The 19,491-nt window shown below is 63.6% G+C and carries 16 protein-coding genes; 4 read left to right on the top strand and 12 right to left on the bottom strand.

Going from position 1 to position 19,491, the window contains the following annotated elements; translation table 11 throughout:
- Positions 1-39 precede the first annotated feature (39 nt).
- The 3 genes from ACVWVY_RS40500 to ACVWVY_RS40510 all read right to left on the bottom strand — a co-directional run bounded on the left by ACVWVY_RS40500 (position 40) and on the right by ACVWVY_RS40510 (position 3,431).
- Positions 40-1,635 carry an FAD-dependent oxidoreductase gene (locus ACVWVY_RS40500; RefSeq protein ID WP_456631618.1) on the bottom strand — a complete coding sequence of 532 codons (1,596 nt, stop codon included), beginning with the start codon at positions 1,633-1,635 and terminating at the stop codon, positions 40-42.
- A 493-nt stretch (positions 1,636-2,128) separates the two neighbouring features.
- Positions 2,129-2,434 carry a helix-turn-helix domain-containing protein gene (locus ACVWVY_RS40505; protein ID WP_456631619.1) on the bottom strand — a complete coding sequence of 102 codons (306 nt, stop codon included), beginning with the start codon at positions 2,432-2,434 and terminating at the stop codon, positions 2,129-2,131.
- A gap of 124 nt (positions 2,435-2,558) precedes the next feature.
- Positions 2,559-3,431 carry a Bug family tripartite tricarboxylate transporter substrate binding protein gene (locus ACVWVY_RS40510; RefSeq protein WP_456631620.1) on the bottom strand — a complete coding sequence of 291 codons (873 nt, stop codon included), beginning with the start codon at positions 3,429-3,431 and terminating at the stop codon, positions 2,559-2,561.
- A 197-nt stretch (positions 3,432-3,628) separates the two neighbouring features.
- Here ACVWVY_RS40510 and ACVWVY_RS40515 point away from each other — a divergent pair, with 197 nt between their 5' ends.
- A complete protein-coding gene (locus tag ACVWVY_RS40515; RefSeq protein ID WP_456631621.1) occupies positions 3,629-5,275 on the top strand; it encodes an FAD-dependent oxidoreductase in 1,647 nt (548 codons plus the stop codon).
- 7 nt (positions 5,276-5,282) lie between these two features.
- Positions 5,283-6,161, top strand: a complete 879-nt coding sequence (locus ACVWVY_RS40520; protein ID WP_456631622.1) for a DMT family transporter — start codon at positions 5,283-5,285, stop codon at positions 6,159-6,161.
- A gap of 41 nt (positions 6,162-6,202) precedes the next feature.
- On the opposite strand, the gene ACVWVY_RS40525 is transcribed toward ACVWVY_RS40520, so the two are convergent.
- Positions 6,203-7,246 carry a lactonase family protein gene (locus tag ACVWVY_RS40525; RefSeq protein ID WP_456631623.1) on the bottom strand — a complete coding sequence of 348 codons (1,044 nt, stop codon included), beginning with the start codon at positions 7,244-7,246 and terminating at the stop codon, positions 6,203-6,205.
- Positions 7,247-7,372: 126 nt separating this feature from the next.
- On the bottom strand, positions 7,373-8,653 hold the full coding sequence (locus ACVWVY_RS40530) for an amidohydrolase family protein (RefSeq protein ID WP_456631624.1): 1,281 nt from the start codon (positions 8,651-8,653) through the stop codon (positions 7,373-7,375).
- 306 nt (positions 8,654-8,959) lie between these two features.
- On the opposite strand from ACVWVY_RS40530, the gene ACVWVY_RS40535 reads away from it, so the two are divergent.
- On the top strand, positions 8,960-9,187 hold the full coding sequence (locus ACVWVY_RS40535) for a hypothetical protein (RefSeq protein ID WP_456631625.1): 228 nt from the start codon (positions 8,960-8,962) through the stop codon (positions 9,185-9,187).
- A 72-nt stretch (positions 9,188-9,259) separates the two neighbouring features.
- Here ACVWVY_RS40535 and ACVWVY_RS40540 read toward each other — a convergent pair whose 3' ends face one another.
- Complete coding sequence (locus ACVWVY_RS40540) at positions 9,260-10,432, bottom strand: acetyl-CoA C-acyltransferase (protein ID WP_456631626.1); 1,173 nt, start codon at positions 10,430-10,432, stop codon at positions 9,260-9,262.
- 218 nt (positions 10,433-10,650) lie between these two features.
- Between ACVWVY_RS40540 and ACVWVY_RS40545 the strand changes: the two genes are divergently transcribed.
- Entirely contained in the window at positions 10,651-10,842 is a 192-nt protein-coding gene (locus ACVWVY_RS40545) for a hypothetical protein (RefSeq protein WP_456631627.1), read from the top strand.
- 100 nt (positions 10,843-10,942) lie between these two features.
- Here the strand turns inward: ACVWVY_RS40545 and ACVWVY_RS40550 are convergent, their stop codons facing one another.
- The 6 genes from ACVWVY_RS40550 to ACVWVY_RS40575 all read right to left on the bottom strand — a co-directional run bounded on the left by ACVWVY_RS40550 (position 10,943) and on the right by ACVWVY_RS40575 (position 19,434).
- The gene (locus tag ACVWVY_RS40550) at positions 10,943-11,926 is read right to left on the bottom strand and encodes a Bug family tripartite tricarboxylate transporter substrate binding protein (RefSeq protein ID WP_456631628.1); all 984 of its coding nucleotides are present in this window, start codon (positions 11,924-11,926) and stop codon (positions 10,943-10,945) included.
- Positions 11,927-11,957: 31 nt separating this feature from the next.
- Positions 11,958-12,974 (bottom strand): Gfo/Idh/MocA family protein, encoded by a 1,017-nt coding sequence (locus ACVWVY_RS40555; RefSeq protein ID WP_456631629.1) that lies wholly within the window; start codon positions 12,972-12,974, stop codon positions 11,958-11,960.
- A 32-nt stretch (positions 12,975-13,006) separates the two neighbouring features.
- Positions 13,007-13,447, bottom strand: coding sequence for a GlcG/HbpS family heme-binding protein (locus ACVWVY_RS40560; protein ID WP_456631630.1), 441 nt, complete (start codon positions 13,445-13,447; stop codon positions 13,007-13,009).
- A 179-nt stretch (positions 13,448-13,626) separates the two neighbouring features.
- On the bottom strand, positions 13,627-15,213 hold the full coding sequence (locus ACVWVY_RS40565) for an alkaline phosphatase D family protein (protein WP_456631631.1): 1,587 nt from the start codon (positions 15,211-15,213) through the stop codon (positions 13,627-13,629).
- 191 nt (positions 15,214-15,404) lie between these two features.
- The gene (locus ACVWVY_RS40570) at positions 15,405-15,815 is read right to left on the bottom strand and encodes a hypothetical protein (protein ID WP_456631632.1); all 411 of its coding nucleotides are present in this window, start codon (positions 15,813-15,815) and stop codon (positions 15,405-15,407) included.
- A 145-nt stretch (positions 15,816-15,960) separates the two neighbouring features.
- Complete coding sequence (locus ACVWVY_RS40575) at positions 15,961-19,434, bottom strand: indolepyruvate ferredoxin oxidoreductase family protein (protein WP_456631633.1); 3,474 nt, start codon at positions 19,432-19,434, stop codon at positions 15,961-15,963.
- Positions 19,435-19,491 lie beyond the last annotated feature (57 nt).

Here is a 19,491-nt window from a genome sequence, read left to right on the forward strand (position 1 = left end):
TTGCGGACGGTGATGTGCATGGTTAGGTCGCTCTGGCCATCAAGCGGTGGCGCGCGCATGCAGGCGCCGGATTGCGTCGAGTGAGGAAAGGATGGCACCTTCCTGCCACGCGGGGATATGGGAGACGTGCTCGCCGGCCAACGCAATACGACCGTCCACCTGGCACAGGGCCTTGTAGTGCTGGTCGCGCAGCGCGTCGGTCCACTTGCCGTAGCAGCCGTGATTGCCGGGCACACGGTACCAAGCCACTGACATGCCGTTGTCGAACTCGTCGGCGTACTGCGGATGGATCTGGTTGCCATACTCCACAGCGCGACGGACGCGTTCCTCCGGAGCCATCGCGCCGAATTCGAAGGAGTTGGGCCCTTCGAACACGTAGGCGCCCAGCACCACTGCCGGGCCGGACGCGCCGTAGCGCGTGGAAGGGTAGGAAATGCGCGAAATCGGCAGGTCGGTGTAGGTGATGCCGCCGTAGATGTGCTCGTCCTCCTCCCAGAACCGCCGTTTGAACTGCAGCCCCACCTTGATCGACGAGCCGTAGGGCACGGCATTGATGGCGGCCTGCATCTCGGCGCCTACCTGGATGTCGATCTGACTCAGGATCGACAGCGGGATGGTGCACAAGCACCAATCGGCCTTTTCCTGTTGCTGTGCGCCACCGCGGGCCTCGTCCACGAAAGTTACGGTCACGCCACGTTCGCTCTGTTCGATGCGGGTGACTCGCGCCTGGTACCGGATGAGGTTGCCGACCTGCTTGGCGAAGGCCTTGGCGATCATGTCCATGCCGCCCACCGGCTGGAACATGGTGCTTTGGAATTCATAGGCTTGGCCGGCGGCGATAGAGCGCCACAGCCTGGACTGCAACAGCTCGCTGAATTCGAGCGGCTTGGATGGCTTCGCCGGCGGCATCAGGCCTCCGCCGGGATCGATCTCGTAGCCGCGCCAGGCGCTGGTGGCGATGCCCTCGCGGTAGCGAAACTCGGCATCGAGCGCGCCCCAGCGGCGCAGGCCTTCGAGCAGCTTCTCCTTGTCTTCCTGTGTCAACACGGAATCGAGGCTGCCCTGGCGCGCAGCCTTGCCCAGCAATTCTGCAACATGACCCTGGAAATCGGCCTGCACGTGGCGGTAGCGCTGCGGCTTGCCGCCATAGGCCGTGCTCGAGTGGACCCAGGCGTTGTAGTTGACCTGCACGAAGGGTTCGAGTGCGACGCCAAGCTGCCGGCAGTAGTGAAGCACGGCATGGTGGTGGTAGGGGATGCGCCAGGGACCGGCGTTGAAGTACTCGCCCTTGGCGAAGCGGCAGTGCTGTACGCCGCCGCCCAATTCGGTGAAGGTGTCGCCGCCGCGTATCGACCAGCAGCGTCCACCTGCACGCTGGTTGTATTCCAGGATCGTGACCTTGTAGCCGGCATTACGCAGTTCGAGCGCCGCGACCAGGCCGGCCAGGCCGGCGCCGAGAATAAGCACGCTGCTGCCCTTCTTCGCGCCAGCCAGCTTGGGTGGGCCGCTGAAGTTCGATTCGGCGGCGAGGCCCAGCGATGTCATCGCCTGGTACATGGCGCCGCCGCCCGCTGCCTGGCCGATCAGGTTCAGCAAGTCGCGCCGGGTGAATGCCGGTGTGTTTTGATGGGTCATTGGGAAGCCCCTAGCTCCAGCCTTGAGTGGTACCGTTGGCAGGGACGAGCGATGAATCCGCCATCAGGCAGCGAGCTTCGTGGGCCCGAGCATTATGCCTGGGCAAATACAACGCGCATCTGTCATTCCGCGCTTGATACGCGGCCCTGCAACGAACGCGCCAACTGATGCTGCGGCATCGCTATCCTCCGTCAAATGCATTTGGACCCGAACCAATGTGGTATCGTCCCGCACGGGCTTCAACTCTCCGGGAGAGTAAAAGTGGTTTTGCGACTACATCGAGAAGCAGGTTTTATCGGGCTGCGCGATCGCGCGAGTGGCTGATCCACGCTACGAAAAGGGCCTGCTTTCCCGTGGCCGCTGGTTCGAGGATCGCGACACGAAAGAGATTTGGAGGCTGGTGCCCCCGATTTCCCGTTCAGAGGCTTATGGGAGAAGGTTTGATCTCAACGCCATTGATCGGCGTCTCAAAGAATGAATCTCGCACGAAACGCTATTCGCAGCGAAACACCAGCGCGATCCGCAGCAGCCGCACGATCGAGACGTTGCCCTTGCCGGCCTCGATCTGGGCCACATAACGCTCGGAAAGGCGGGAGCGGCGCGCGAGCTCCCGGCGCGACATGCCGTGCAGCGCGCGCATCTCGCGGACCCGGCCGCCCAACTGGCAGAGAAACTCGCTCTCCTGCGCCAGACGGACGTCATCGTCCTGCGGCATCGCCCGGACGGGACGATGAGGCATCGCCCGGACGGGACGGCCCGAGGTTAGTCCGGTGTCGGATAGGCGTTCGCTGCGTGCCACGCTGGATCCCTCTGCCTGACATCGTCGTCAGGCAAGAAGGCTGCCGCATTGATTGGGATCAAATGGTGCTGGCCTTCGTCCAATTTGATTTTGATCAATCGGCGGAGGCGCCGTGGCCGGCGTTCTATTCCGCCTTGATGCCGGCCTCGGCGATCAGCTTGCCCCATTTTTCGCTTTCGCTCTGGATGAATTTTGCAAATGCCTCAGGTGAGATGGGCGCGGGTTCGGCGCCGAGAACGCGGATTTTCTCGATCGCGGCGGGATCGCTCAACGCCTTCACGAAGGCGGCATTCAACGCGGCGATGATCTCGGGCGGCGTGCCGGCGGGCGCGACGATTCCAAACCAGCCGACGGATTCGAATCCGCTCAGGCCCTGCTCGGCCAGTGTGGGCACATCGGGCAGAAAGACGACGCGCTTGGCGGCGGAGACCCCGAGCGCCTTCAGCTTGCCGTCGCCGATCAATTGCCTGGATGCGGGAATATCCAGCACCGCCAGCGGGACGTGGCCGGCAAGAACGTCCGTCGTCGCCGGCGCGGTGCCGCGATAGGCGATCAATTGAATTCCGACGCCAGCCTTCTGGTTGAACAAGGCCGAGGTCAGGTGCATCGCCGTGCCGTTGCCGCCATGGCCGATCGACAGGCCCTGCGGTTGCGCCTTGGCCTTGGCGATGAGGTCTGCGACCGAGGCAATGGCCGACTGCTGCGAGGACACCAGCACGAACGGGATTTCCGCCAGCAGCGTCACCGGCGCCAGATCCTTGACCGGATCGAACGGCATCGCCGCGCGATTGAGATGGGGATTGACCGTCAGCACGCCAGCCGCGGCGACGCCGAGCGTGTATCCGTCGGGCGCGGCCTGTGCCACCGCCCCGATCCCGATATTGCCGCCCGCGCCCGCCCTGTTCTCGACGACGATGGACTGACGCAGCGTCTCCGACAACAACGGCTGCAGCGCGCGGATCACGATATCGGAACTGCCGCCGGGCGGAAACGTCACGATGATCTTGATCGGTTGATCAGGATATGCGTTTGCTGTTTCAAGCACGACTGATGACAGCGAAAAAACGGCAACAAGGGTCCCGGTCAAGGCTCGCCAGATCGACGGAAACATTTAGGGTCCCCCGATGATTTTTTTTGTGGCTATCAGTTATGCATGATCGTCACAGCGCAGCAAGCGACAAGGCAGCGAGCAACATGGTGAAGACAAGCGTTCTCGTGGTGGGGGCCGGGCCGGTCGGCCTGACGCTCGCGATGGACCTCGCGCAGCGGGGAATACCTGTCACAATGGTGGAAACGCGCGCTGCCGGAGAACCGCCGAGCGTGAAATGCAACCACGTCTCGTCGCGTTCGATGGAGATTTTCCGCAGGCTCGGGCTGGCGCAGAAGCTGCGTGACACGGGACTGCCGCCGGATTACCCGAATGACTGCTCTTACCGCACCACCGCAACCGGCATCGAGCTCTCGCGCATCCTCATTCCCTGCCGACGCGACCGCTATACCGCGACCGGCGGCCCGGACACCGATTGGCCGACGGCCGAGCCGCCGCATCGCATCAACCAGATCGACATGGAACCCGTGCTGTTCGCGCACGCGGCTTCCATCGATGGGCTTCAAATTCTGAACCGCACCGCGTTCGAGGATTTCAGCGAAGGCAATGACGGCATCGTTGCGACCGTCCGCAATCTGGATACGGGAAGCACCTTGCAGATTCATGCCGATTTCATCGTCGGCTGCGACGGGGCACGTTCGCTCGTTCGCAAGGCCATCGACGCCAACCTGCAGGGAACGCCAATCATCCAGCGTGTGCAATCGACCTATATACACGCCCCCACCCTGCTCGGCCTGATGGACGCGCCCGCCTGGATGACGCTGTCACTCAATCCGCGGCGCTGCGGCACGGTGGTTGCGATCGACGGCCGCGAAAAATGGCTGATCCATAACCACCTCAACCGCGAAGACGAGACCTTCGAGTCGGTCGATCGCGACGCCTCGATCCGCGCCATCCTCGGCGTCGGTCCCGATTTCGAATATGAAATCCTGAGCAAGGAAGACTGGGTCGGCCGCCGCCTGGTCGCCGACCGCTTTCGCAAGGGGCGCGCCTTCATCTGCGGCGACGCGGCGCATTTGTGGATGCCCTATGCCGGCTACGGCATGAATGCCGGGATCGCGGACGCAACCAACCTCGCATGGCTGCTCGCGGCCTATCTGGAAGGATGGGCCGGCATCGCCATCCTCGATGCCTACGAGGCCGAGCGCCTTCCGATCACCGAGCAGGTCTCTCGTTTTGCGATGGAGATGGCGGGCAAGGTGTTGAGCCAGCGCCGCACCGTTCCCGATGAAATCGAGCAGCCGGGGCCGGAGGGCGACGCCGTCCGCAAGCAGGTCGGGCAAGCCGCCTATGATCTGAACGTGCAGCAATATTGCTGCGCCGGTCTCAACTTCGGCTATTTCTACGATCGCTCCCCGATCATCGCCTATGACGGCGCCGAGCAGCCGGGTTTCACGATGGCGGACTTCACGCCGTCCTCGACGCCGGGCTGCCGGCTTCCGTTCGCAAAACTATCCGATGGCCGGCCGGTCTATGATGCGCTCGGGCCGGGTTACACGCTGGTGCGCTACGATTCCGATGTTGCGGTTGCGCCATTGACTGACGCGATGCGCGCCAACGGCGTCCCGTTCAACATCGTCGATATTCCCACAGCGCAGCCGCCCAGCGACCACAAACTGATTCTGACGCGCACCGATCAGCACGTCGCCTGGCGGGGCGACACCATCCCCGACAATCCCGCGCACCTCGTCGGCAAGCTGCTCGGCCAAGACTTCAACCTCAGTCCGCGTTGATTGCCTGATGGCGGAAGCGCGCTCGCAGCATCGCTTGGGCATTGCCCTTGTCGTCGCCGCCGCCATCGCCTGGAGCACGGCGCCGTTCTTCACACGGCTGCTTCCCTACGACTCCTGGACCATCCTGTTCTGGCGCGGAGTGTTCGCCAGCGGCATGATCACGGCCATCTTGCTGGTGCTGCAAGGCCGTGCCGGCCTGCGGGATCTGATCAGGATGAGAAAAAGCGGCTGGCTGGTCGCGTCGTTGTCGGCAGCGGCCATGATCGCCTTCATTCCGTCGCTGCAACTGACCAGCGTCGCCAATGTGGCCATCATCATCGCGACCGGCCCCTTCGTCACCGCCGCGCTCGCCTGGGTCTGGTTGCGGGAGGTCCCGCATTTGCGAACCGTGATCGCGAGTGTCGTGGCACTTTGCGGTGTTGCTGTCATCGTCGGCAGCGCACGCGTCGGTTCCGACATCCTAGGTGTTGCGCTCGCCTGCTTCATGACGCTGGCGATTGCCGCAATGACGGTCTTGCTCCGGCGGCACAAGGACACGTCGATGGTAGCCGCTGCCGCGCTGTCGAACATCCTGGGCAGCATCGTCAGCATTCCCTTCGCCCGCGAAATAACCGGCGTCACCGGGGCCGATATCCTGATTCTCGCGATGTTCGGATGCTTTCAGGTCGCGCTGGGCCTCACGCTGTTCTTCCTCGGCTCGCGCCTGCTACCGTCGGGCCAGGCCGCCCTGATCTCGACGCTGGAGACGCCGCTGATGCCGTTCTGGATATGGGTGGCATTTGCCGAGGTCCCGACACTGCGGGTCCTCGCCGGCGGCGCCCTGGTGATGGGCGCCGTCATTGCCGACATCATCGGCGATATCAGGACGCAGCGGCCATCAGGCTGATCCGGCCAAACGACGCTCCCTTCGAAGCGGCCGGCGCCGTTCTACCACGAGAAAGCGACGATCTCGACCCAGTTCGGGTTCTTGCCGACAGGATATTCCTTCAGCTTGGTGAGCTTGCCGGTCGCCTTGTCGATCGCGTAACTCGTCATGCTGTTGGACAATTGGCCGACGGACAGCAGATAGCGGCCGGTTGGATCAATGCTGAAGCCGCGCGGCTGCTTTTCGGTCGGATAGGAATCGATCGGCGTCAGTAATCCCATCTTGGGATCGACCCCAAATGCGGCAAGCGTGCTGGTGGTGCGTTCGGAGGCGTAGAGAAACTTGCCGTCCGGCGTGATGTGGATGTCCGCGGCCCACGGCTTGCCCTCGAAACCCTTGGGCAATGAAGTCGTGACCTGAACTTCCTTCCCCAGGGTACCGGTCTTGGCGTCCCATGGAAAAACGTAGATCGACGCGTCAAGTTCATTGAGCAGATAGACGAACTTCTTGCCCGGTGAGAACACGAGGTGACGCGGGCCTGCCTTGGCCTTGACGCTCACGCTCGGCGGGTCGTTGGGGGTAAGTTTGCCGGTTTTGGCGTCGAATTTTTCCTGGTACACGAGGTCGCCGCCGAGGCTGGTGTGAAGCACGTAGCGGTTCGATGGATCGACCACGATGCAATGCGCATTCGGCTGGGTCGTCATGATCTGCTGCGCCGCCTGCACGACGCCGTCGGGCCCGATCGGATTGACCGTAACCTTGTTGCCGCCATATGAGGCGCTCAGCAGAAACTTTCCGCTCCGGTCGGTGGCGACGTACGCCATGGAATCCGCCAGCGGACCGGGGCGCAGCGGCGTCAGCTTGCCGGTCTTGGCATCGATCGTGAACGTCACGACGGTGTAGGGCTCGTTGCGCAAGCCGACAAAGAGACGTTTCTTGTCGGGGCTGACCGCAAGCGGCAGCGAACCGCCGGGTTTGGCGGGGCCTGGCACCGCCGCTGTTTCAACCGGCGCTAGATCGCCGTTCGACTTGAGTTCGAGAACGCTGACGTCCTGGCTGTCGGCATTTCCAACATACACAAAGGTCGCAGCACCCGCAGATGACATGAAAAACCCGGTTTCCAGTAAAGCCGCCACACCGAATATCGCCTTAAGGTTCGCTCGAGCCCGCACGGTGCCTCCTCGTTTTGGGTTGATTGAAACATTGGTCGCCGACGTGATGAATGCTTAACCCTACCGCACCGCGAACGGCGCCTGGTAGGGCCGGCCGAACGGCACGCCGTTGATCACGGTCTGCACCGGTTTGAGCAGCAGCTTGCCCTCCCGCTTGTTGTTGCGGGTATCGACGAACGAGGTCTGCGCCTCCACCAGTTCGAGGATCGCTACATCCCCGGGGGCGCCGATCTGCAGCGTGCCGAGCTTCGGCGCGCGGTTGATGATCTTGGCCGGCGCAATGGTCGCCATCGCCACCACCTGCTCCACCGTATGTCCCAGCAGAATGAATTTGCTCATGACGTTCGGCAGATAAGGCATGCCCGGCGTATTGCCCGAGAAGACGTGGATGTCGGAAGAGATCGTGTCCGGTGTGCAGCCGCCCGGGATCGCCACCTCCGCCACGGTAAAGTCAAAACTTCCGCCGCCATGGCCGACATCGAACATCACGCCGCGCTGCTTGGCGGACAGCGCCGCCGGCAGCAGCTTGCCGTCCTGCACGATGTTGGTGAAGGCGCCGGCAATGTTCGGCGCACCGGAATAGCAATGGGTCAGCACGTCGCCCGGCCGAAGCAGGTCGAGAATTTCCGACATCAGTTCCTTGGTCTCGACGCCGCCGATATGCACCATCATCTTGGCCGGCCAGCCGCACATTTCGCAGGCCTTGATGGCGCGCTTCAGCGGCTCGACGCCATGTTTGGCGATGACGTTCTCCGACATCCTGACCTTCACGCCGAGCAGGAAATCCGGATTTTCGGCCAGCGCCATCGCGCAGGCTTCCACTTGCGCGTAATCGATATTGTAGAGTTCGGCGACCGGGAAGCCGGACAGGCCGTTGTTGGCGATGTGGACGAAGGCATAAATCCGCGCCCGCGATTGCGCCACGATATAACGCCGCAGCGCAGCGAGATTGTTGACGCCGGCATCGCCTGCCGACACCACCGTGGTGGTGGCCTGCGCCTGCACCAGTTCGTCGGCGGGAATGCCGATCGCCGAGCCGTAGGGGTAGACGTGGGAATGCAGATCGATCAGGCCGGGCGTCACCAGTTTGCCCGAGGCGTCGATGGTCTTGGCGGCGCGGGCGGCCGGAATGTCGTTCTCGACGGCCTCGATCATGCCCCAGCGGATGCCGATGTCGCGCTTGCCCCGGAGCGACTGGCTCGGATCGAGCACGTCGCCGCCCTTGATCACGAGGTCGAACTTGTCGTTCGGCCCCATCGCGGCGTTGGCGTGTCCTGATATGGCTGCGACCGCGGCCGATCCGGTCAGACCCAGAAAATGTCGGCGTGAAACCTCGCTCATGGCAACGCTCCCCCTGATATGATTTTTATCTGGTGATGATGCGCCGGGCTCCGGCGTTCTGCAAGCAGGGCGTGCATCCTCCCATGCAAAGCTAGCCGTGGAGCCAGTGATCCCTGAGTGGGCAGACCCCGCCATAGCCCGGGCCACCAGCGTCTATGTCTCCACCCATCCTACGTCACTAGCCAAAAGTCTAACGGACGACGCGCGACGCACGCGTGTGAACAGGCGTTCAGAATTCTCTTAGAGGTTCGCGGGAACGTTCCCTCCAATCTGATGTTCTATCTTCGTCAATTGTGGAGGATTGGAATGAAGAAGTTTGGATATGTTATCGCTGCACTTGGTGCACTCGTCATCGCGGCGCCGTCAATTGCGAGCGCCGAGACCGTTGTGATCAAGCGTGGCGGCTACCACGGCCATCACCATGGCTATGGCGCGCGTGCCGAATACCGAGGCCACCGCGACCGCGGCTACCATCGCGGCTGGCGCCATGGTCATCACGACAGGGTCGTGGTCATCAAGAAACATCGCTACTGAGTTTTGAACGCTCAAACTGAAAATGGCTCCTCGCGGAGCCATTTTCTTTGTTACGCGCTGATTGCGAAAGTCTCAGCTGTAGATCTCGAACAGGCCTGCGCCGCCCTGGCCGCCGCCGATGCACATCGTGACGACGCCCCACTTGGCCTTGCGCCGGCGGCCTTCCTGCAGGATGTGGCCGGTGAGACGCGCACCGGTCATGCCGAAGGGGTGGCCGATCGCGATCGAACCGCCGTTGACGTTGTACTTCTCGGGATCGATGCCGAGCTTGTCGCGCGAATAGAGGCACTGGCTGGCGAAGGCTTCGTTGAGCTCCCAGAGATCGATGTCGTCGATCTTCAGGCCGTGGCGCTTCAACAGCTTCGGCACGGCGTAGATCGGGCCGATGCCCATCTCGTCCGGCTCGCAGCCCGCCGCCGCCCAGGCGACGAAACGGCCCAGCGGATTGAGGCCGCGCTTCTCGGCGTCCTTGGCTTCCATCAGAACCACCGCCGCCGCGCCGTCCGAGAGCTGGCTGGCATTGCCCGCGGTGACGTATTTGCCGGCGCCCTTCACCGGCTCGAGCTTGGCAAGGCCTTCCAGCGTGGTTTCGGGCCGGTTGCATTCGTCCTTGTCGACGGTGTAGTCGACGATGCTTTCCGCTTTCGTCGCCTTGTCGACCACCTTCATCCTGGTCTTCATCGGGACGATTTCGTCCTTGAACTTGTTGGCCTGCTGGGCGGCAGCCATGCGGCGCTGCGATTCCAGCGAGTACTCGTCCTGGTATTCGCGGCTGAGCTTGTAGCGCTCGGCGACGATATCGGCGGTGTCGATCATCGCCATGAAGATATCGGGCGCGGCCTTGAGCAAATCGGGGTCGATCGATTCCTTGGGCGAGCCGCCACCGGGGATCGAGATGCTCTCGACGCCGCCGGCCACGATGCAGTCGGCGCCATCGGAGCGGATCGAGTTGGCGGCCATTGCGATGGTCTGCAGTCCCGACGAACAGAAGCGGTTTACGGAAACGCCAGCCGTCGACTTCGGCATGCCGGCGAGCAGCGCGGCCTGGCGGCCGATATTCGGCGCGCCGTGCGCGCAATTGCCGAGATAGCAGTCCTCGACATATTCCTTCTCGACGCCGGCGCGCTCGACGGCGTGCTTGATGGCGTGGGCCGCCATCGACATCGGCGGGGTGATGTTGAACCCGCCGCGGCCGGACTTCGCCAGCCCGGTACGTGCATAGGAAACGATAACAGCTTCACGCATTTGAAAGACCTCCCTTTGATGCGAACCAGTATGGACTGGCGTCGCGCCCGTGTGTAGCAAAAACCCGAATTCCGGCGGGCGGAAAAGATTGAATCCGCGAAGCCGGCCCGGAGCCGGGAATTACACAACGTCTGTCCTTCGGCAAGGCCGGGGTGGCCTTCCGGCTTTTGCAGGCGCGCGACGAAAGACGCATGAACCGGCTATTTCACTGAGCGAAATTGATCGCTAATGAGATCGCGCGCGTGCAAGGTGCGGGCAATCAGGACCAGGTCGGGGGTGCGATGGTAAGGGCGTTGCGACAATGGCTGGAAACCCATGAACTGCCCGCGATCATCGCCGCCGTGCTCGGCGTGGTCATGACGGTTTCCGTACTGATGGTGCTGGTCGGTTATCTGGTGGCGAGGCAGTGAGCGAATTTCATGTGGCGCACTGCCCGACAATCGCAGTTCGCAACACGAGGTCCGCGCGGTCCTTTCCGGCCCCGCCGCTTCTGCACCCGCGTCGAACGCCTCATTTGCCGGTTCCGGCCGCAGCAAGAATGGGTGACCAGCGTGCGATCTCGGAGCGAACAAAACGATCGAAGGCAGCCGGGTTGCGTTCGTCCTTTGCCGGTATCGAGCCGCCAAGCTGGGCAATCCGCTCGCGCACAACATCCTCATCGAGTGCCCGGTCGAGCGCGTCGGAAAGCCTGGCGATGATTTCGGGCGAAACGCCCTTCGGCGCAAACAGTCCTGCCCAGACGCTCATCTCGTAGTTGATGCCGGCTTCGCCAGCGGTCGGAACATTCGGCAGCATTGCGAGGCGTTTGCCGGCAGAGACCGCGAAGGCCTTGACCGAGCCGGCCAGAACCGTTTCCGCCACGCTGACCGACTGCTCGCACATGAAATCGACATGGCCCCCGACCAGATCATTCAACGCCGGGCCTGAACCGCGATAGGCGACCAGCGCCGGCTTCGCGCCGATTTCCGCGGTGAACAGCAGACACGCCATATGCGAGGACGCGCCGATGCCGCCATGGGCCTGCTTCACCGCGTCGCCCCGTTGCCGCAGCGCTGCAACGAATTCCTTCAGGTCCTGTGCCGGGAAATCCTTCCGCGCGATAATGACGGCCGGAGAATGGGCAGTGAAGCCGATCGGCACGAAGTCGGCCACGGGATCGTATTTGAGGTTCGGCGTGAGCACGGGAGCCGCGACATGCGAGCCCATCGCCGCGGCAAGCAGGGTATAGCCGTCGGGTGCGGCAGCCGCGACGCGGGCGCTGCCGACCGTGCCCCCGGCGCCGCTGACATTCTCGATGATGATCGATTGCCCGAGGATCTTCGACATCTGGTTGGTGATAATGCGTGCAACGACGTCGCTGGCGCCGCCGGGAGGGAACGGCACCACCACCGTGATCGCCCTGGAGGGGTAGTCCTGCGCGCGAGCCGGCCCGACGAGGCCGACCAACACCATCGCAACCGCGAAAGCTTTCCAGACACACATGCCAGGTTTCATAACGCGCGCTCCCATCCGTGCTGCTGCGCGGTCACATTTTTCCGTCGCCGTTCAATATTTCCGCGATCTCGACCGCACGTCCCTCACGGCCTGAGAGAATGCCGGCGCGCACCACCGCGAGCGATCGCGTCGCCTCCTCGCCCCCGACTTCGTGCTGACGCTGCCCGCGCGCTGCCGCGGCAAACTCCTCGAGCTGCTCGACCAGGGTATCGTTGACTGCGCACGGCACAGCGACCGGTTGGCTTTCACCGCGCTTGAGCAGCCGCAACCCGTTGTGCAAATCGTAGAAAGCCGTCATGTCCTTGCCGTAGACGTTCATCAGGTAATGCTCGGACGCCGAGGCGTAGCTTGCGTTCAGCGTCGAAAGCGCGCCGTTCTCATGCTGCAGGATCAGGCTCGCGACGTCAGGGTTGTCGCCGGGCAGCACCAGTTGCACCGACTGGGCGCACACCGCATGGATCGGCCCGATCAGGTAGGCGAGCACGTCGATGTAGTGGATTCCGATCTGCAGCATCACGCCGCCCGGCATGCCCGCGGCCTGATAGCGCCACGAGGTGAGATCGACCTTGCCGAGACGATCGCGGCTGATGTTTGCCTCGGCGTTGACGAGCTTGCCGAACCGGCCGGCGTCGATCTGCTGCCTGAGATAGCGGAAATGACTCTCGCGCCGCCGCTGATAGCCGAGCGCCAGCACCACCCCGGCCTTGCGGCAGGCCTCGGTGATGGCGCGGCCGTCCAAAATGCTGTTGGCGATCGGCTTGTCCAGAAAGACGTGCTTGCCCGCGGCTGCGGCCGCACAGGTCGTCGCCAGATGCACGTCGTTCGGCGTCGTGTTGATGATCGCCTCGATCTCGGCATCGGCCAGCAGCGCTTCGTAGCTCGCGGCCGGACGGCAGCGGTATTTTGCCGCGAAGTTTTTGCGTTTTTCGTCGGACCGGGTGTAGCAGCTGCGGATCTCGAGCTTGCCCGAGCGCTGGATGGCGTCCGCCAGAACGTCGGACCACCAGCCCATCCCGATACAAGCCACGCGGAGCGGATCGGCACCCATGACTTTGCCCCTCCCCGGGCCGAACTGCTTTGTCATTCCCAATTCGCGCCGATCGACTCGACGGCCAGCTTGGCGATCCGCAGATCGGTCGCCCAATCACCGCCGCTCACGCCGACGCCGCCGATACATTCGCGGTCCACCAGCACCGGCACCCCGCCCTCCATGGCCGTCCACCGTTCCGGTCCGGCGGCGAGCGCAAGTCCGATCGCATGGCTGACGTCGAGGTCCTGGCCGGCCGCGCCTTTGGCTGTGGTCGGGCGCCGGTTAGACGCGGCGCAGACCGCCTTGGTGGTGCAGGAGTGGACGGTGTGAAAGCGGCCGCCGTCCATTCGTTCGATCATGATCACATGCCCGCCGGCATCCACGATCGCACAGGCGATCGCGATGTTGGCCTGGCCGGCCAATTCCAGCGCCGTCGCCATGATCCTTTTCGCGCCCTGATGCGTCAGGCGCTTGCTCTCGGCGACAAACATGGCGGGGCTCCGGTCGGGAGGGACAGCGAAGTGTGCGCCACCGCAACGCCTCCTTCAACAAATAATACGCAACTTCCAGATGCGATTTTGGACCGCACGTGTCGCAAGGCGCCGGAGCCTAGCCAAACTATGCGGCGCGAACATGGAAGGGTTGAGCGACGGTCTGCCGAGCGAACGCGTCAGATATGCTGTGCCATGATCTGACCGGGCCGCGCATCCGGGCGGGGTTCGATATCGACCGACCAGAGGTCGCGGTTGTCGACGTCCTTCAACGTCACGGTCATCACTTCGGTCTTGCCGTCGATATCAACACGGCCGAAAAACTGGAGGCCAAAACAGGGGGCGAAATTCTCGCCCTGCTCCGCGCTGCAGCCCTCCTGGAACATCACTTTCGGCCCGAAGGTATTGTCGAGCGGGGCCGGCCTCCAGGTGCCCGCATGCAGCGGGCCGGAGACGAATTCCCAGAACGGTTCGAAATCCTGATAGACCGCACGGTTCGGATCATAATGATGCGCGGCCGTGTAGTGCATGTCGGCGGTCAGCCACACCGTGTTGCGGATGCCGGCGCGCTTCATGAATGACAGCAGACCGGCAATCTCATGCTCGCGCCGCTCCGGCGGGCCGTCGCCGAGCGCAATGCCATCCTCGCTGAAGAGGCCGATCGGCATGTCGGCAGCGATCACTTTCCAGGTAGCATCGGAGGCCACCAGCTCGCGCTTTAGCCACGCCAGTTGCGTAGCACCAAGAATGCAGGTCTCGCTTTGGTCGTCGCGCTTATTCCAGGTGGAATCCCGGTAGCTGCGCATGTCGATCATGAAGACGTCAAGCAGCGGGCCATAGGCGATCTTGCGATAGATGCGACCGTCCTGGGCGGGCACCGCGCGCATCGGCATGAATTCATGGAACGCGCGGCGGGCCCGCGCGACCAGAAGCGAGCTGCCGTCCTCGGCATAGCCGGTCTCGTCGGCCGTGCCGATCGGCGCCCAGTCGTTGGTGACCTCATGATCATCCCATTGCGCGAACAGGGGGACGGCGGCGTGGAAGGCGCGAAAGCTTTGGTCGAGCCAGTTGTATTTGTAGTTGCCGCGGAACTCGGCGAGGCTGTGGGCGACGACGGACTTTTCCTCGGTGACGATGTTCCGCCAGATATCGCCACGGGGCAGCTTCAGTTCCCGCTCCACCGGGCAATCCGCATAGATGTGGTCACCGGAATGGATGAAGAAGTCCGGACGGTTGTCGAGCATGGTGCGGTAAGTCCGCATCCCGCCACGGTTTTCGTCGATGCCCCAGCCCTGGCCCGTGGTATCGCCCGACCAAGCGAACGACACCGATGTTCGCTCTGTCGGCGCGGTGCGGAAATGCCCGACCTGCGCCTCGCCTTCGATGCCGCTCTCGCTAATGTCGTCGAAGCGGACGCGATAGAAAATGTCCTGCCCGGCCGGCAGGCCGTCGAGCAGCACCTTTGCGGTGAAATCACTGTCCGGCAATGCGGCGGCGGTCACCTTGCGAATGATGGTCTTGAAACTCTCGACGACAGAACACTCGACCTGCATCCGCGCCGGCCGGTCGGCGCGCGCCCAGATAACAGCGGAATCGGCCGAGACGTCGCCGGACTGAATGCCGCTCGTGATGAGCGGACGATCCGCGGCGCGGCTGAGATATGGTCTGGCGAGGCTGCCGAGACCAGCCACCGCGATTGTCGCGGCGGAGCGGACCAGCAATTGACGCCGGTTAACGGCTTGCCCGGCGCGTATCGCAATCGGCATCGAAGCACCCTCGTCGAATCACGACGAAGGTGTGCCCGTTGAGTTTGACTCGCGGCTGAAGGTTTTACGACAGGTGGATGACGTGATGGGAGACTAGTAGGGTGGGCAAAGCGCAGCGTGCCCACCATCTCTCCGAGTTCGTTGGCGTCAATGGTGGGCACGCTGCGCTTTGCCCACCCTACGAAGCAACGCTATCGCTGCCAGCCGCAGATGCCGCCGGACTTGCACGGCCAGGTCTGGATCCGCGTGTCGCGCGCCTGTGCGTCGAGCGGGTTGGTATGGCGGCGTGCCAGCTTGGTGCGGGCGGCGCCGCGCGGTTTCTCGGCGCGCTCCTGTACAACGTGAGCAGCCATCTGAGTCTTGGGCGCCTCGGCCTTCGGCAACACCACGCGTTCCGTTTTCACCGGCCTGCGATCGGATCTCGCCTCGATTCGGACCGGGGCGAATTGCGTCTCCGGACCGAGCCGCTTCGGCGAGAGCATGGCCTGGGAGAGATCGAGGCCGAGCAACTCGCCTGCACGATACTCGCCCGCCAGCGCGGCGCCGCCCGATATCAGGAGGCCCGTGCAAAGTGCTGCGGCAATAGCGTTTTTCAGGACCATCACAGGCCTCTTTGGAATCAACCCAAAAGTGAAACTATACCCACCATGTAGGAAACCGGCCGGACAATTCCAGCTGTTGCCGGTCAAAAGGTTAGCAATGAGTGATTCCGGCTGTGGAAAAGTTCACAAGCCGGATTAACACCCCCTACTCGGCTGCCTGTGCCACCGGCTGGCCGATCGCGGCCTCCAGGCGCGCGCACTCCCCGCGGAACTTCGCCACACTGGCTTCCTTGACGTGGCCGTAACCGCGAACCAGTTCCGCTGACTTCGCCAGCGCCACCAGACGCGGCCAGTCATGCGGCTTCGTCTTGTCGAGATGGCGGAAGATCATGCCGGAATATTCGCCGGGCAATGCCCGTTCCATCCGGCGTTCGGCCGTATAGCCGAACGGGTCGAGCGCCGTTCCGCGCAGGAACTTGAAGCGGGTCAGGAGTTCGAAGGCGCGGAAGATCCAGGAACCGAACTCGCGCTTGCGCAGATGCCCGGTCACCTTGTCGCGCGAAGCTAGCAGCGGCGGCGCCAGGCTGACCTTGACGCCGGGCTCGCCGTCGAACTGTTCCTTCAACGCCTTCCCAAATTCGCCGTCTGAATAAAGCCGGGCGACTTCGTACTCGTCCTTGTAGGCCATCAGCTTGAACAGGCCCTTTGCGAAGGCCTCGGTGAGGTCATGCGAACCGGCCGCGGCCTTGGCTTCGGCCGCGCGGACGCGCTCCACCTCGGCGAGGTAGCGCGTCGAATAGGCCTCATTCTGATAGTCCGTCAGGAACTTGGCGCGGAAAGCGATGCTCTCGTCGAGCGTCCGCTTCGCAGGCTGAGCACCCGAATTCTTGAAGCGGGCAGCCGTGACGACGCGCTGCAGATCGTGCGCGGCCAGGCGTCCCCAGGAGAACGCCAGCTTGTTCATCTCGATCGCCGCACCATTGAGGTCGATCGCCTTCATGATCGCCTCCAGCGACAACGGGATCGCGCCGCGCTGGAACGCAAAGCCGAGCATGAAGGCGTTGGTAGCGATGCTGTCGCCCATCAGCGCCGTGGCAAGCCCGGTGGCGTCCAGAATGTCGAGGTCGGGGGCGCTGACGGCCTCGTTGAGCGACTCCCGCATCGTTCCCGCCTCGAAATCGATGTCGGGGTTGATGACGAAGCTTGCCGTCGGCAACAGATCGGCGTTGACGATCGCGCGCGTCACGCCGCGCTCGGCCCGGCTTAGCGCCGGAATGCTGGTGGCAACCACGATGTCGCAGCCGAGGATGAGATTGGCCCCGCCCGGCGCGATACGGACGGTTGCGAGATCGTCCGCCTCGGGCGCGATGCGGACGTGGCTCATCACAGCGCCGTTCTTCTGCGACAATCCGGTGAAGTCGAGCGTCGAGCACGCCAGACCCTCGACATGCGCAGCCATGCCGAGCAGCGCGCCGATGGTGATGACGCCGGTGCCGCCGATCCCGGTGACGAGGATGTTGTAGGCGCCATCGAGCGCCGGCGTGGCCGGCAGCGGCAGATCGGCGAACAGCGCCGACGGATCGGCCGTCGTACGATCGGCCTTACGAAGCTTGCCGCCATGCACGGTAACAAAACTCGGGCAAAAGCCCTCGATGCAGGAAAAATCCTTGTTGCAGTTCGACTGGTCGATCCGCCGCTTGCGGCCGAATTCGGTTTCCAGCGGCTGCACGGAGACGCAATTCGAAACAGCCGAGCAGTCGCCGCACCCCTCGCAGACGCGTTCGTTGATGAAGACGCGCTTCGGCGGATCCGGGTAGAGCCCGCGCTTGCGGCGGCGGCGCTTTTCCGCCGCGCAAGTCTGGTCGTAGATCAGGACGGTGAGGCCCTTGACCTCGCGCAGCTCCCGCTGCACCGCATCGAGTTCACGACGGTGATGAACGCTTGCACCCGATGGGAAGTAATTGCTGGGATATTTCTCCGGATCGTCGGAGACGATGACGAGGCGTTTTGCCCCTTCGGCCGAAACCTGGTGCGCGATCTGCGATACGGTCAGCCCGCCTTCAGCCGGCTGGCCGCCGGTCATCGCCACCGCATCATTATAGAGGATCTTGTAAGTGATGTTGACGCCGGACGCCGCCGCCGCGCGCACCGCCAGCAGGCCGGAATGGGTGTAGGTGCCATCGCCCAAATTCTGGAACACGTGTTGTTCGCTGGTGAACGGCGCCTGCCCGATCCAGGTGACGCCTTCCGCGCCCATATGCGAGATCGTCTGGGTGCGGCGGTTCGGCACCGACAGCGCCATGCCGTGACAGCCGATGCCGGCCATGGCGCGGCTGCCCTCAGGGATCTTGGTCGAGGTGTTGTGCGGGCAGCCCGAGCAGAAATACGGCGTCCGCTGCAGTTTTGCAGCGCCGACGCCCTCCGCCGGCCGGTCGAACGCTTCGAGCTTTGCGAGGCGCTGCTCCAGCGCCGGGCTGCGATGGCCAAGCTTGCGCAACCGCGCGACGACGGCCGCCGCCACCATGGTCGGCGTCAGCTCGCCTTCGCTCGGCAAAAGGGTAGCGCCGCTCTCGTCGCGCTTGCCGACTACCGAAGGCCGCTTCGAGGCATCGACGTTGTAGAGAATGCGCAGAAGCTGGTCCTCGATAAAGCCGCGCTTTTCCTCGACGACCAGAACATCCTGCAGACCTTCGGCGAACGCCTTTGCTCCGGATTCCTCCAGCGGCCAGGTCAGTGCGACCTTGTAGATGCGCAGCCCCAGCGCCTGCGCGTCGGCATCCGATATGCCGAGATCGGCCAGCGCCTGCCGGAGATCGAGATAGGCCTTGCCGGTCGCCATGATGCCGAGCCGTGCCGGCTTCGAATCCAGCACGATGCGGTCGAAGCGATTGGCGCGCGTGAACGCCGCCACCGCCTGCATCTTCGGGCCATGCAGCCGCCGCTCCTGCTCCATCGGCGCGTCCGGCCAGCGGATCGAAAGCCCGCCCGGCGGCATTTCGAAATCATCGGGCATGATGATCTTGATGCGGTCGGGATCGCTGACGATCGAGGCCGAGCTTTCAACGGTTTCGGAAATCGCCTTGAAGCCGACCCAGCAACTTGAGTAGCGCGACAGCGCAAAGCCCAGAATGCCCAGATCGAGATAATCCTGCAGCGTCGCCGGATTGACCACCGGCATCAATGCTGCGGCAAACACCTGCTCGCTCTGATGGGCCAGCGTCGAGGACTGGCATCCATGGTCGTCGCCGGCCAGCGCAATCACGCCGCCGTTCGGCGAGGTGCCGGCCGAGTTGGCGTGCTTGAGCGCGTCGACGGAGCGGTCGACGCCGGGGCCCTTGCCATACCAGATGCCGAACACGCCATCGACCTTGGCGCCGGGGAACATGCCGACCTGCTGGCTCCCCCACACGGCGGTCGCCGCCAGATCTTCGTTAAGACCGGGCGCGAACTCGATGTCATGCTGCTTGAGGAAGGTTTTCGCGCGCCACAGCGCGTGGTCGTACATGCCGAGCGGCGAGCCGCGGTAGCCCGATATGAAACCGGCGGTGTTGAGCCCCGCTGCGCGGTCGCGTTCGCGCTGCAGCATGGGAAGTCGGACCAGCGCCTGCGTACCGGAGAGGAATATGCGCTTCGCATCCAGACGATATTTGTCGTCCAGCCCAACTTCCATCAACGCCATTCGTCCGCTCCCCGTCGCGCGTTCCGTCGGTTATTTGAACCGGTCTAGTTGCGAACA

This window comes from Bradyrhizobium sp. URHC0002, from assembly GCF_054059515.1.

What these genes read in the sequence shown, in the direction of transcription:
- ACVWVY_RS40500 (WP_456631618.1), bottom strand. Translation starts at nt 1,635, where the DNA reads ATGACCCATCAAAACACACCGGCATTCACCCGGCGCGACTTGCTGAAC.
- ACVWVY_RS40515 (WP_456631621.1), top strand. Translation starts at nt 3,629, where the DNA reads ATGGTGAAGACAAGCGTTCTCGTGGTGGGGGCCGGGCCGGTCGGCCTG.
- ACVWVY_RS40520 (WP_456631622.1), top strand. Translation starts at nt 5,283, where the DNA reads ATGGCGGAAGCGCGCTCGCAGCATCGCTTGGGCATTGCCCTTGTCGTC.
- ACVWVY_RS40525 (WP_456631623.1), bottom strand. Translation starts at nt 7,246, where the DNA reads ATGTCATCTGCGGGTGCTGCGACCTTTGTGTATGTTGGAAATGCCGAC.
- ACVWVY_RS40530 (WP_456631624.1), bottom strand. Translation starts at nt 8,653, where the DNA reads ATGAGCGAGGTTTCACGCCGACATTTTCTGGGTCTGACCGGATCGGCC.
- ACVWVY_RS40535 (WP_456631625.1), top strand. Translation starts at nt 8,960, where the DNA reads ATGAAGAAGTTTGGATATGTTATCGCTGCACTTGGTGCACTCGTCATC.
- ACVWVY_RS40540 (WP_456631626.1), bottom strand. Translation starts at nt 10,432, where the DNA reads ATGCGTGAAGCTGTTATCGTTTCCTATGCACGTACCGGGCTGGCGAAG.
- ACVWVY_RS40550 (WP_456631628.1), bottom strand. Translation starts at nt 11,926, where the DNA reads ATGAAACCTGGCATGTGTGTCTGGAAAGCTTTCGCGGTTGCGATGGTG.
- ACVWVY_RS40555 (WP_456631629.1), bottom strand. Translation starts at nt 12,974, where the DNA reads ATGGGTGCCGATCCGCTCCGCGTGGCTTGTATCGGGATGGGCTGGTGG.
- ACVWVY_RS40560 (WP_456631630.1), bottom strand. Translation starts at nt 13,447, where the DNA reads ATGTTTGTCGCCGAGAGCAAGCGCCTGACGCATCAGGGCGCGAAAAGG.
- ACVWVY_RS40565 (WP_456631631.1), bottom strand. Translation starts at nt 15,213, where the DNA reads ATGCCGATTGCGATACGCGCCGGGCAAGCCGTTAACCGGCGTCAATTG.
- ACVWVY_RS40570 (WP_456631632.1), bottom strand. Translation starts at nt 15,815, where the DNA reads ATGGTCCTGAAAAACGCTATTGCCGCAGCACTTTGCACGGGCCTCCTG.
- ACVWVY_RS40575 (WP_456631633.1), bottom strand. Translation starts at nt 19,434, where the DNA reads ATGGCGTTGATGGAAGTTGGGCTGGACGACAAATATCGTCTGGATGCG.